This window comes from Exiguobacterium sp. AT1b (assembly GCF_000023045.1).
Classification (GTDB): Bacteria; Bacillota; Bacilli; order Exiguobacteriales; family Exiguobacteriaceae; genus Exiguobacterium.
The window spans coordinates 2,715,606-2,728,833 of sequence record NC_012673.1; the positions used below are offsets into that span (position 1 = coordinate 2,715,606).

13 protein-coding genes are annotated in these 13,228 nt (G+C 46.8%); 9 read left to right on the plus strand and 4 right to left on the minus strand.

The window, feature by feature from the left end:
* Positions 1-79 precede the first annotated feature (79 nt).
* The 3 genes from spxA (at position 80) to EAT1B_RS14035 (ending at position 2,602) form a co-directional block, all read left to right on the plus strand.
* Positions 80-478, plus strand: coding sequence for a transcriptional regulator SpxA (gene spxA, locus EAT1B_RS14025; RefSeq protein ID WP_015881217.1), 399 nt, complete (start codon positions 80-82; stop codon positions 476-478).
* A gap of 171 nt (positions 479-649) precedes the next feature.
* Positions 650-1,306: an adaptor protein MecA gene (gene mecA / locus EAT1B_RS14030; RefSeq protein ID WP_015881218.1), complete on the plus strand. Its 657-nt coding sequence runs from the start codon at positions 650-652 to the stop codon at positions 1,304-1,306.
* 63 nt (positions 1,307-1,369) lie between these two features.
* Positions 1,370-2,602: a DUF2254 domain-containing protein gene (locus EAT1B_RS14035; protein ID WP_015881219.1), complete on the plus strand. Its 1,233-nt coding sequence runs from the start codon at positions 1,370-1,372 to the stop codon at positions 2,600-2,602.
* Positions 2,603-2,640: 38 nt separating this feature from the next.
* On the opposite strand, the gene EAT1B_RS14040 is transcribed toward EAT1B_RS14035, so the two are convergent.
* Positions 2,641-3,366: an SDR family NAD(P)-dependent oxidoreductase gene (locus EAT1B_RS14040; RefSeq protein WP_015881220.1), complete on the minus strand. Its 726-nt coding sequence runs from the start codon at positions 3,364-3,366 to the stop codon at positions 2,641-2,643.
* Between the two features lie 83 nt (positions 3,367-3,449).
* Here EAT1B_RS14040 and cls point away from each other — a divergent pair, with 83 nt between their 5' ends.
* From cls to pepF, 3 genes are read left to right on the plus strand one after another with little or no spacing between them, the layout of a single operon-like run.
* A complete protein-coding gene (cls, locus tag EAT1B_RS14045) occupies positions 3,450-4,961 on the plus strand; it encodes a cardiolipin synthase (protein ID WP_015881221.1) in 1,512 nt (503 codons plus the stop codon).
* A gap of 12 nt (positions 4,962-4,973) precedes the next feature.
* The gene (locus EAT1B_RS14050; RefSeq protein ID WP_015881222.1) at positions 4,974-6,029 is read left to right on the plus strand and encodes a competence protein CoiA; all 1,056 of its coding nucleotides are present in this window, start codon (positions 4,974-4,976) and stop codon (positions 6,027-6,029) included.
* Between the two features lie 22 nt (positions 6,030-6,051).
* A complete protein-coding gene (pepF, locus tag EAT1B_RS14055) occupies positions 6,052-7,854 on the plus strand; it encodes an oligoendopeptidase F (protein WP_015881223.1) in 1,803 nt (600 codons plus the stop codon).
* 204 nt (positions 7,855-8,058) lie between these two features.
* Here pepF and EAT1B_RS14060 read toward each other — a convergent pair whose 3' ends face one another.
* Both EAT1B_RS14060 and EAT1B_RS14065 read right to left on the minus strand, forming a co-directional pair.
* Positions 8,059-8,832: a DsbA family protein gene (locus EAT1B_RS14060; protein ID WP_015881224.1), complete on the minus strand. Its 774-nt coding sequence runs from the start codon at positions 8,830-8,832 to the stop codon at positions 8,059-8,061.
* A gap of 86 nt (positions 8,833-8,918) precedes the next feature.
* The gene (locus EAT1B_RS14065) at positions 8,919-9,500 is read right to left on the minus strand and encodes a CYTH domain-containing protein (RefSeq protein WP_015881225.1); all 582 of its coding nucleotides are present in this window, start codon (positions 9,498-9,500) and stop codon (positions 8,919-8,921) included.
* 109 nt (positions 9,501-9,609) lie between these two features.
* On the opposite strand from EAT1B_RS14065, the gene EAT1B_RS14070 reads away from it, so the two are divergent.
* From EAT1B_RS14070 to EAT1B_RS14080, 3 genes are read left to right on the plus strand one after another with little or no spacing between them, the layout of a single operon-like run.
* Positions 9,610-10,254 carry a GTP pyrophosphokinase family protein gene (locus tag EAT1B_RS14070; protein WP_015881226.1) on the plus strand — a complete coding sequence of 215 codons (645 nt, stop codon included), beginning with the start codon at positions 9,610-9,612 and terminating at the stop codon, positions 10,252-10,254.
* Between the two features lie 12 nt (positions 10,255-10,266).
* Positions 10,267-11,064 carry an NAD kinase gene (locus tag EAT1B_RS14075; protein ID WP_015881227.1) on the plus strand — a complete coding sequence of 266 codons (798 nt, stop codon included), beginning with the start codon at positions 10,267-10,269 and terminating at the stop codon, positions 11,062-11,064.
* A 3-nt stretch (positions 11,065-11,067) separates the two neighbouring features.
* Positions 11,068-11,931, plus strand: coding sequence for an RluA family pseudouridine synthase (locus EAT1B_RS14080; protein WP_015881228.1), 864 nt, complete (start codon positions 11,068-11,070; stop codon positions 11,929-11,931).
* 35 nt (positions 11,932-11,966) lie between these two features.
* Here the strand turns inward: EAT1B_RS14080 and EAT1B_RS14085 are convergent, their stop codons facing one another.
* Positions 11,967-13,133: an FtsW/RodA/SpoVE family cell cycle protein gene (locus EAT1B_RS14085; protein ID WP_015881229.1), complete on the minus strand. Its 1,167-nt coding sequence runs from the start codon at positions 13,131-13,133 to the stop codon at positions 11,967-11,969.
* Positions 13,134-13,228: the final 95 nt, after the last annotated feature.

Here is a 13,228-nt window from a genome sequence, read left to right on the forward strand (position 1 = left end):
ATTAAGTGGATGCGAATTTGGGTATACAAATAGAGTCACTTAAAAAGATGGACGCATACTCGATCAGGGAGGAAGAAAAATGGTCACACTTTATACGTCTCCAAGCTGTACATCTTGCCGAAAGGCACGGGCTTGGCTCGAAGAACATGATATCCCGTTTACAGAACGAAATATATTTTCAGAACCGCTCTCATTGAATGAGATTAAACAAATTTTACGTATGACGGAAGACGGGACGGATGAAATCATTTCGACTCGCTCGAAAGTCTTCTCTAAAATCGATGTGTCTGTTGATGCGCTATCTCTTCAACAGCTTTACGATTTGATTCAAGAATATCCAGGGCTTTTACGTCGTCCGATCCTCATTGATGAGAAACGTTTACAGGTCGGATATAACGAAGATGAGATTCGTCGATTCTTGCCACGTAAAGTTCGGACGTTCCAATTACAGGAAGCCCAACGCCTTGTGAATGAATGAGAGCATACTGTTTAAGCAGTGTGCTTTTTATTATCGATTATTTCCTATAAAATAAAGTTATAACCCTTCATCTAGATTGAACGATGTTAAAAAGGGTACAAAGATAACAAGACAATTTCCCCTCTCCTCCTTATGTGAATTGGGAGCGAGGTGAGAAGGGAGTGGACAATCGTGAAAATTGAGCGCATCAATGATAATACCGTCAAATTTTTCATCACATACGTGGATATCGAAAAACGTGGTTTTGCTCGTGATGAAATTTGGTACAACCGAGAACGTGGCGAGCAGCTGTTCTGGCAAATGATGGACGAGGCTCACGAACGTGAAGACATCTCGTTTGATGGTCCACTATGGATTCAAGTACAAGCTTTTGAAAAAGGTCTAGAAGTGACTGTGACAATCGCGAAAAATGTAATGGACACGGAAGACGATTCTGAACTCGGTTCGCTTCTTCGATCAGCAATCGATGAGGCACGGGATCAACAATCGGTACTCGACCAATTGAGTGAGTTGGATGAACTTGAAGCCGAGGCAGATGCTTGGGCACCACTCGCGATGGAAACAAATGATTTCGAGGCAATCATTTCGCTGAGTAAACGTACAGGAGACATGTTCAGCGATCTTGATTTGAAACTATATCACTATCAAGACCGTTACTACTTGTGGATTGATTTCCCGGATGAAATGGAACCGGAAGACGAAGAGAATGCACTCAGTCTTTTAGCAGAGTATTTAACATTCAGTACACAGACGCAACCGATGCTTGAAGAGTATGGGAAACTCATTCTCGATGGCGACGTCTTTGCGAAAGTGCGTCACTATTTTTAATGGTACATCGCCTGTTCAGTTGGACAGGCGATTTTTTCAAATCGACGGTAAAGAGGTGTTGGTATGGTGAGACGAATTCGATTACTACTTGATGACAGCGCATGGTTTGTCCCATTTTTATATGGAATGGGTGGCATCGTACTAACGGCATTCACTCAAGTGTTTGGGGAGTTTTTCCGAGATTTATTACCTGAATTTATTTATTTAGACCTGGACTCAGCGGCGTCTGTGTTGTCTTCGACATTTACGAGCCTGATGACGATGATGACGTTCAGCTTTTCCACGATTTTGGTCGTGTTGACGACGTATTCCTCTCAGTTTTCTCCTCGGACGATCAACAACTTTTTGACGAACACGTCGGCCAAGCATACGCTCGGTCTTTTCATCATGACGACGGTTTATGGAATTTCGAACTTATTCCTCGTCCGTACGGCAGATGAAGGCGTCGTATTGTCGTCTGGGATCAGTGTGCTCTTAGTCATTGGTTCAATCTGGGCATTCGTCAAGTTCATCCAGACGGTCAGTGTTTCGATTCAAGCGGAACGTCTTTTATCCGAGTTACATAAAGAAGCGCTCTCTGTCATCAGTGAGCAAAAAGATGCGATTGAGTCGGATGAGGTTCATCTCGTCTTGCCTCGATCTGTCCATTCATTGGAAGGTCAAGCGGTACGAGCTCCGCAAACGGGGTACATCCGATTGTTTTTAAGAGAGAAACAAGGGGATCATGAAACGGACTTTGAGTCCGTCGTTGCCGTCGGGGATTTCGTTGCCAAAGGTGATTTACTCGGGTTTTGGAAAGGCGAGGACGCACCGGATATCGAGTTGTTTGAGATTGGGGAAGTGCGTTCTTCGATGCAAGACCCGTCATTTGCGATTGAAAAATTGAGTGAGATTGCGCTACGTGGAATTTCTCCAGGAATCAACGATCCGAACACCGCAATTCATGCGATTCATTACATCGGGGATATTTTACGAGAGCTTTGTGAATTATCGGATGGTGATTTTCTGTATTCGAACGGGAAGTGCGACTGGCATGTGAAGCGAAAAACGCTTGAGACGATTCTATTTGAATCATTATCACCGATGCAGACCTATGCCAGCCGAGATATCTTCGTGATGGGGTCTGTGTTTGAAGCGATTCGAATGGCACGCCTCCAAGCGCATGAAACGCTCGATTCGACCTTTGAGGACATGGTTCAATATTTTGTGGATGTGATTGATTGGGATCGTCTTCATGTGAAAGAACAGAACTATTTGCATAATAAGATCAATCGGGCTAAAAAGATGGCGACATGAGTAGCAACCACCTGTTCAAAAGAAGAGGTGGTCGCTGTTCAAGACAATGTATACCCGCCATCGACCGTGATGGCTTGACCGTTAATATACGTTGAGGCATCCGTCAACAAAAATTCGACGACCGGTGCTACTTCCTCAGGGAGGGCGGCATGTCCCCGGAAATGATGGGTCATCGCCTCTTTAAACTTCGCTTCCCCGCCGTATAGCTTGTGACTGAGAGGTGTATCAATCGGTCCGAAACAAACGGCATTGAATCTTACTTTTCCTTTCATTCGGTGCGCGAACGTTTTGGTTAAGGCCACTACGGCCGCTTTTGAAGCGGCATAGTGCGCGAGCATCGGAGGGAACTTGACGTGCCCGACGATGGCGGCATTGTTGACAACACTCGCTCCTTGGTCAAACAAGGGAATGGCGCGCTGTGTGACGGTGTTCAGTGCATACAGGTTGACCTCGAACACCTCAGTATACGACTCATGTGTCAAACGCTCAGGGGTGCCCGGTCTGCCGAATGTGGCAGCGTTATTGAATAATCCGTTCAAGGTCACACCTTGCTCTTTTAACTGAGCGAAAAGATGATCGATGTCCTCTGTAGAAGCAAGGTCACATCGAATAAATGTGGCTTGTCCATTTGAATCAGACTCGAGGGCGGCACCTCTCGTTTCGTCCCGACCAATCCCGATGACACGGTGCCCCTTACCAGTCAACTGCAAAGCGACGGCGCGACCAATCCCACTTGTCGCACCGGTGATTAGAAAAGTCCCCATAATTTATTCGCTCCCCTCAAAAAGATGATGTTACGATGTATAATTAATGATAATACATGACAGAAACGAGGTCAGCTTATAATATGTTGCGACGCATACAAGTACTCTTTTCCCTCATTTTGCTCGCAGGACTCATTGCGATATTATCGTATTACTGGAGCTCACAAGTAATCGGATTGTTCTCGATTCTCGTCTTTTTGACAACGTTCAGCATATTGCTCGTCATCTTACTTGAAAATCGAAATCCACAACGTACGCTCATTTGGGCAATTGTCATGATTGGTTTTCCAGTCATCGGATTATTCGCATACTTTGTATTCGGTCAGAACTATCGCCGTAAACGTATGTTCAAAGAAAAAGCGATGCTTGATGAAGAGACGTACTTGGCCTATCGTCAGAAAGCGATGACGTTGTCGCCGTCCCTCATGTTCGCCCACGACGATTACGAGAAGCTGATGCATTTGACTTCTTCGTTGAACCAGTTACCGGTCTCATCGAATACGTATACGCAAATCTTGACGAACGGCCGTGAAAAGTTTTCGAAGTTATTGCCGGCTCTGAAAGGAGCGTCCCGACACATCCATCTAGAGTATTATATTTTCCGGGAAGATCGCATTTCTCGGGAAATACAGCGGATCTTGATCGAAAAAGCGAAGGCGGGGGTCGAAGTCCGATTTTTATATGATGCCGTCGGGTCCATTCATACGAGCGGCACGTTCTTTGAAGAGATGAAGCAAGCCGGTGTCCAAGTCCAGGCATTCTTTCCAGTAGTATTGCCGCTCGTTTCAAGTAAGACGAACTATCGAAACCACCGAAAAATCGTGGTCATCGATGGTACGGAGGCATTCACAGGTGGCTTGAATGTAGGCGATGAATACTTGGGTGAGCACTCTAAGTTCGGGTTTTGGCGCGACACCCATCTGTATGTCAGAGGGGAAGGGGTATCTGAACTGCAATTGATTTTCTTGCAAGATTGGTATTACATGACCGGGGAACGCCTGTTCACACCGTTCTATCTAGAGCCGCTTGAAACGGTAAGAAGTGCGAGCGGAGGGGTCCAAATCGTTGCAAGTGGACCGGATGAACCGTATGAGACGATGAAGTCCATTTACTTTTCACTCATCAATGCTGCGAAAAAATCTGTCTACATTTCGTCACCTTACTTGATTCCAGATGAGGACATTATGAGTGCCTTGAAGACGGCGTCATTATCAGGAATCGATGTCCGCATCGTCTTACCGAGTTATCCGGACCATAAAATCGTGTTCTACGCGAGTCGGTCCTATTACGAAGAACTGTTACTCGCCGGGGTGAAGATTTATCTATATGAAAAGGGATTTATGCATTCAAAAGTCATCGTGGTGGATGATGGATTAGCCACGATCGGGACGGCGAACATGGATTTTCGGAGCTTTCATTTGAACTTCGAGGTCAATGCGCTCCTATATAACACGAATTCGGTCCATCAGCTGAAACAAGACTTATATGATGATTTCGAAGGGTCTCACGAACTCGTATTAGAAGAGTTCGCGAAACGGTCATTCTTTATCAAACTCGTTGAATCATTAGCTAGAATGTTTTCACCATTGCTATGAGGAGGGAGCAAGATGCGGTTTGCAATCGATCGGGAAGGGGATATCATTGATTCCTTTACATTAAATCGGATGCAAGCAGAGCAACTTGCTCCTTTTCGATGTCCGACTTGTCAGGAAGTATTGATTGTAAAGCAAGGTGTGAAGCGACGGCTGCATTTTGCGCATATCCACACCTGTGGGAGGGCTGAATCGGTCACGCACCATCAGGATAAATGGGCGGTGTGCCAGTGGCTTCAAGAGAAAGGCTATCCAGTCGAGCAGGAGGTAACGATCAAGAATCGTCGAGCTGACGTACTCACGAACATGGACGGGCAGCACACCGTGTTCGAAATTCAGGCATCTCCCTTGCGACCGGAAGAATACGCCGAGCGAACGATTGATTATCGACGAGCGGGGCTTGATGTCATTTGGATCGCGAGCGGTCTCGATTTGAGAAGCAATCAATCGTTTCAACCATGGATGCGTCTAGAACTGTTTCAGAGACATCGGTTGTTGACGGTGAAAAATGGGAGATTGTTACGCTTCAATGGATTTCCGATTTCGATTAAGTATGGAATCGGAAGCTGGGAAACCTCATCTTCCGTGAACACGTCACCGTACGAAGCTTACTACCGGTTCGATGCTTTTGAATGGACAGAGATGATTCGTCGTAAGCGTATGTCGCCTCTTTATCCATATCCGTTAAATCGACGGCTCATATTGAATCGGCTCTATCCACTTGGTCTGTTACCCGCATTATTACCGACCGCCTGTTACCTTCCGCTATCATCGCTTTGGGGAATTCGTGTGCATCCGATTGATTTTCAAACCGTTCTTTATTTGAATCGCTACGAGTCACCTCACGATTCCGTGGAATGGAGTATTCAAAAAACTTGTCGACAATTTGGGGTGACACCGACAAGCGACTTTTCCCAGTCATTTCATGTACAATGGAAACAACTCTTGAATGCGAGTCGTCTATCCTGTGATGTCAGGTCATGGCCGCATCCGAAGCATTACGAGGAGGCCAGACATCACGATACACGTTTGTTTCAAGGACTTCAGCGATTGATCTTACAATCGACTTAATCATCGAAAAGGAAGTGGACGTATGTCAGAGGTATTGACTAGACAACAAGTTCCAGTGGAAGAAACATGGAACTTAGAGACCATCTACAGCAATGACGAGGCTTGGGAATCGGATTTTCAAGCGTTAAAAGAGAAAGTGCCGGCATTGATTGGATTTAAAGGACGCCTTGGAGAGTCGGCGGAGACGTTATACGAAGCGTTGCAACTTCGGGACGATCTCTCACGTCAGTTACATAAGCTATATACGTATGCGCACATGCGCTATGACGAAGACACGGCGAATAGCCATTATCAAGCATTGAATGATCGTGCCGGCTCACTTGCTTCTCAAGTTTCAGCGCAACTCGCGTTTATGACACCTGAGTTGCTTTCGATTGATGAGAATCAGATTGAAGCATTTATGGAGCAGAATGAGTCACTTCGCGTTTATCGTCATGCATTCGATGAGTTGGCACTTGAGCGTCCGCACGTATTGACAGAGGCAGAAGAAGCCATTTTGGCTCAAGCGGGAGATGTGCTCGGTCAATCGAGCTCGACGTTCGGTATGCTCAACAACGCGGATTTGAAATTCCCGAAAGTGAAAAACGAAAAAGGGGAAGAAGTCGAGTTGACGCACGGTCGATATATCACGTTCCTTGAATCGGCTGACCGAAGCGTTCGCGAAGGGGCATTTAAAGCGATGTACGGGACGTACGCGCAATATTTGAATACGTTCGCCTCAACACTGTCAGGAAGTGTGAAGAAAGATAACTTCTATGCGACTGTGCGTAAGTTTGAAAGTGCAAGACAGTCCGCACTCCACCATAATGCGATTCCGGAGTCTGTATACGATGGCCTCGTAGAAGCAGTGAACGAACGACTCGACTTGTTACATCGTTATGTCGCGTTACGTAAGCGAGCGCTTGGCTTAGATGAGTTGCATATGTATGACCTCTACACACCGCTCGTCAAAGATGTCGAGATGAAAGTGTCATATGAGGAAGCGAAACAATGGATGGTAGATGGTTTGGCACCACTCGGAGAAGAGTACGTCCAAATTGTCAAAGACGGTCTCGAATCGCGTTGGGTCGACGTGCGAGAGACGCGTGGTAAGCGTAGCGGTGCTTACTCCTCGGGAGCATACGATACGCAACCGTTCATCCTCATGAACTGGCAAGATAACGTCAATAACTTGTTCACGCTCGCACACGAGTTCGGACACTCGGTGCATAGTCATTACACACGCACATCGCAACCATATCCGTATGGAGATTACTCAATCTTCGTTGCAGAAGTGGCATCGACGACGAACGAAGCTTTGTTAAACGACCATTTGTTGAAAACGAGAACAGCGAAAGAGGAGCGTCTCTACTTGCTGAACAATCAGCTTGAAACGTTCCGTGGAACATTGTTCCGTCAAACGATGTTCGCTGAATTCGAACACATGATTCATCAAGCTGCTCAAGAAGGCGTATCGCTCACTCCGGAGTACTTAAATGAAACTTACCTCGAGTTGAACAAACGCTATTTCGGAGACGAGATTGTCATCGATGAAGAGATTTCATATGAGTGGGCGCGCATCCCACACTTCTATTACAACTACTACGTCTATCAATATGCGACAGGGATTTCGGCATCTGCTGCACTGTCACAACAGATCATGGAAGAAGGGGAGCCAGCCGTACGTCGTTATATCGATAACTTCTTGAAGGCGGGTTCTAGTGACTATCCGATTGAGGTGCTGAAGGCGGCTGGTGTCGATATGACGACGAAGGAGCCGGTATTGAAGGCGCTCGATCAGTTCGAGGCAGTTCTTGATGAAATGGAATCATTATTATTCTCGTGAACAATATGTGACAATATGCACAAAGAGGTTGTCAGGTGATTCTGTACTAGGTATATTATAAGTGTGAAATCAATCACAAACCCCTTTATTGACCGTAAACTTTCTCCCATCTTGTAGGCCTTCCCCGGGCCTCAAGGTTCGATGTCTCTTGTCCCCGCTTGAGACGTCAAAAACCCCATGGCTCCCCGGCCATGGGGTTCTTTTTTATTTCGTTTGAGCCCACGCTTCACCGCTACATCCTGGCACAGGACGGCAACGCTGTTGTAGGGAGAGCTTCTTCAATTCGCGTTCAATCACTGTCTTCTCCAAGTCTAGAATGTACGATAGCTCTGTGATGGTCGAAGCATCATAGCGTGCCAACACTTTGGCTACATCCCAATCGGTCGAACGGCTCGGTGCATAACCTAACAATTCAGTCATGACCGATTGATAGACGTCGTACGGATAAACCCCTTCAATCTTCAATGCTTCATCGCGCGTCACGAATGTGAGTGCGGGCAATGACTCAATCTCCCAATCTTTCAACACTTGATGGTCGACAGCCAATGCATTCAAGAGCTGGTTCGATTGAAGATCGGCTTCGAGTTCACTTAAATCAAGGCCATACTCTTCGAAAGAACGTGCGATTTCCCATAAATCGATTGAACCAAGTTGTTCACCAGAGAATAGATCATTCACATGCAAATGACGCAAGAAGCGCATCGCATGACGTTTCCCTTGTAATTCCAGCGCTTTGATCATGGTGAGAAGGCGAACTTCTTCCTGACATCCGCCAACACAGCTAGGAACGGTAGAGACCATTCGAAAACGAATCACGTGTCCGTATTCAATCTCTAACTTTTTGATCAGTGTCATCACATGAAAGTTCTCAGGACTTGAGATGTCCATGAAATAGAATAACTCCAATGGCTTATACGTTACTTGAATAGGAGTTTCTTCCAGTGAACAGGATGACCCATTACATTGTTCAAGTTCCATTTGTGTCGCCTCCTCTCGTCAAAAAACTCATTTAACTTTGTAAACTCATTGTAGCAACGAAAAAAAAAGGTTGGCAATGTATCTGCTCAACCTTCCAACCGACTCATTTTCAATTCCATGAATCGGACGATTTTATTTTTGGCGGGACGATAGGGGAGACCGTGTTTTGCAAGAAGTCCTTCGAACGCACGTTTTCCCTCTTCTTCATTCGTCACTTCAAATTCTATTTCATAGTCGCTCGTCTCCAAATAATGGCTTTCGTCCAAAACGAGTAGACCGTCTTCTGTCTGCAACTCTGCCCGATTCGTCTCGAGTCGACCGAGATGTTCGAGCGGTGCATTCAGCTGGAACGGGGCCAGTGCCTGCTTCATTTGCTCGTCATGAATGATTCCGTACTTAAACAGATCCTCAGCCTCATCTTCTGTAATTGTGGCATGTGTCTCAAGCAATCCGACCTCGTTTGGTTGCTTCAACGTCAGCACTTGACCATGTTTCTTCTCGCGAATGCGAAGTGCTGCCCCGTTCGCTTTTAGTTGAAAGGAAGGGGTGTCGAAATAATCATTCGCCTGCCAACGAACTTGGTCATCAAGCTGATAGGCACGTAGGAGTGTCTCATACTCGTCTTTCGTCAACATTGATTTAAATTCAATTTCCACTTCTTGGGTCATGAATCATCGCTCCATTCTATGAACAATTGTTCGTTTATGATACCATACAAACGGATACATACGGAAAGGACGCGTTTTTTCCGGAAAAGAACGAAAGTGGTGACAGCGTATGCAATCAGTGAACTGGGATCAGTTTTTAGTACCATATCAAATCGCGGTAGACGAGTTGAAAGTCAAATTGAAAGCCGTTCGTAAGCAATTCAAGTCCCAAAATGACCATTCTCCGATTGAATTTGTCACAGGTCGAGTGAAGCCGGTCGGGAGCATTCTCGAGAAAGCGAAACGAAAGAATATCGCTGACCATGAATTGGCGACGGATATGCAGGATATAGCGGGATTACGAATCATGTGCCAATTTGTCGATGATATCGTTCACGTCTTGGATTTGCTACATCGTCGAACAGATTTTAAAATAGTGGAAGAACGCAATTACATTACCCATCAGAAAGACTCGGGCTATCGATCGTATCATGTCATCATCGAGTACCCGGTCCAAACGATTCACGGTGAAATCCCGACGCTCGTTGAAGTGCAAATCCGCACGCTTGCGATGAATTTCTGGGCCACAATCGAGCATTCATTGAATTATAAATATGATGGCGACATGCCTCTTGAAGTGCAGGAACGATTGAGACGCGCAGCCGAGGCGGCCTTTTTACTCGATGCCGAGATGAGCCAACTCCGCGTTGAAATTCAGGACGCCCAGCAAGTGTTTCGGGATAAAGAGATGAACGTGAAAACGGATGAAGACTAGGGGGGAACCGATATGCAGTTTGCGATTGTATCGAGGGGAGATACGCGATCAGCGGAAATCGCCCAGGAACTGACTGAAAAACTTCAAGCCGCCGGGCATACATTATCGGAAGAGCCCCGAATCGTAGTGTCGGTCGGAGGGGACGGGACGATGTTACAGGCGTTTCATAAATACATCGACCGACTCGATGAAACGCTCCTTGTCGGGATTCACACCGGGCATCTCGGCTTTTATGCCGATTGGCAACCGGATGAGTTAGATGAACTGACGGAGATGATCACGAGCGAATCGTTCGAGCCGGTCTCGTATCCGCTCGTTGAGGTGCTCATTGACTATGAGAACGGGGAGACCGATCGTCGATTGGCGATGAATGATTGCACGATTAAGAACTACAAGCGCACGCTCGTCTGTGATTTATCGATTCGAGACGATTACTTTGAAACGTTCCGTGGAGACGGATTATGTATTTCGACACCATCGGGTTCGACCGCCTACAATAAGGCACTCGGTGGAGCGATCGTACACCCATCGATTGAAGCCATTCAAGTGACCGAGATGGCTTCGATCAACAACCTGGTATATCGAACGATCGGCGCACCGCTTCTCTTACCAAAACACCATCAAGTGAAAATCAAGCCGCACACGAAAACCGAATTTGAATTGGCGTTTGACCATCAGGAAGCGTTGTCCTGGTCGGATGTCGTCTCGATTCGATGCGCGGTCGCAAAAGAAAAAGTGACGTTCGCTCGCTTCCGGCCCTTCCCATTCTGGCGCCGAGTTCGCGAATCGTTCATCGAGGAAGGAAAGTAACGAATGCAAGGGTTTACGATTCGTCGCGTTGTGGAGAAAGCCATCCCACTTCGCGACTTTTTAATGCAAGATATGGGCATTTCTCGAAAGATGCTCACGCTCGTGAAGCATGAAGGCGATATTGAAGTGAATGGCATGCACCGCACCGTAAGGCATGAACTCGAACCAGGAGATGAAGTGAGCGTGCGATTCCCGCCCGAATCCCCATCACTCGACATGGTCGCTTCGGAAAGACCGATTCGAATTCTGTATGAAGACGATACGCTATTGGCGGTCGATAAACCGGCAGGGATTGCCACGATCCCATCACGACTACATCCGACCGATACACTTGCGAACGCTGTACTCGGCTATTATCAACGCATCGGTCTGTCATCTGCGATTCATGTGATCAATCGACTCGATCGTGACACGAGCGGTGTCGTCTTATTTGCAAAGTACGGATTCATCCATCATCGATTTAGTGAACTTCAGAAAGCGAATGGATTGATGCGTACGTACAAGGCATTGGTCGAAGAAGAAGTGACGCCACAAACGATTGATGCACCGATCGGGCGTGCCGAGAACTCGATTATGGAGCGAGTCGTGACAACTGAGGGACAACGCGCCATCACGCACATCCTCGCATGTCAGCCGTTTGGGAGCGGCTCGTTATTGACGATTCGACTCGAGACGGGACGGACCCATCAGATTCGCGTGCATTTACGTCATATCGGTCATTCGCTCATTGGGGACTCCATGTATGGGGGGACGGCTCGTATGCCCCGTCACGCCCTTCACAGCGCGTCTGCGCGATTCATTCACCCGATGACAGGGGATACGATTCAGATTGAGGCGCCGATTCCGGAAGATTTTCGAACTGTATAAAGAAATCCCTCAAGGTTAGACCTTGAGGGATTTTGTCAATCATCATCAAACATATAGGTTTTTGATTTAGAGGCCACGTTCATGACGAGACCGATGGCAATCATGTTCATGATAATCCCTGTCCCCCCGTAACTGACGAACGGAAGGGTGAGTCCGGTGATTGGCAAGACACCGATCGTCATACCGATGTTTTGGAACACCTGGAACGTGAACATGGCGATGACGCCGGTGACGATATAACTTCCGAACGCGCTACTAGACTCTAATGCAATGTGAATCATCCGATAGAGGAATAGGAAGAAGACGATGATCACGAGAGCTGCGCCGATGAACCCATAGTGTTCTGCGATAACAGCAAATATGAAGTCCGTTTGAGATTCCGGTAAATAGACGAGTCCTTGACCGTATCCCGCCCCGAACATCTGTCCAGAACCAATCGCCTGTAGTGATTTGATCAATTGGAATGCCAAGTCATCTGAATATTCGTATGGATATATCCAGGCCTTGAAGCGGTTGAGCGCATGTCCAGGTACGAACGCTTGCAAGACTTCGAAATGGGCAAAGAACAGATACATGAACGTGCCGATGGTCAAAGCCGCGGCGCTGAAGAGACCGAGAAGCCACTTCCAACCGATTCCCGAGACGATGATGATGGCGCCGAGCATCGTCATCAAGACGAGCCCGGTCCCTAAGTCCGGTTGTGTCACAATCAGACCGAGCGGCGGGATGGCCACTAATACCAATTTCACGAGGAGCCACGTATCGAGTTGTGACGAGCCATAACGTTTATTGTGCTCATAGACGATAGTCGACATGGAAATCAGTAAAAAGAGCTTCATGAATTCGGCCGGCTGGAAACTGAAGCCAGGCACATTATACCATCCATACGCCCCATTGATGTTCGGCACGAGCGACGTGTCACGAAGTGGAATCAGACCGACGAGCAGAAGTAGACCGAATGCGTATAAGTACCAATGGATTTTCCGGAGTTGCTCATATTCGATCGTCATGATCGCGAACATCGCAAAAAAGCCGATGACATAACGAATGCCTTGTTCAAGAGCGAAGTTGATATGTTGAAGTCGCGTTGGCAACATCGGTTGAGCGGTATAGATTGCACCGAGACTGATGATCATCAATAGGAAGACGATGGTCAACAGTGTCGTATCTAAACTTTTAAAATATGATTGTATACGGTTCATAACGGAGTCGAATCACCCTTTCTATACGTATTTTATCTTACCGCAACTTAAAAAAATCGCAATACGTAACGAGTCGGTTGACAAAACAGAAACCT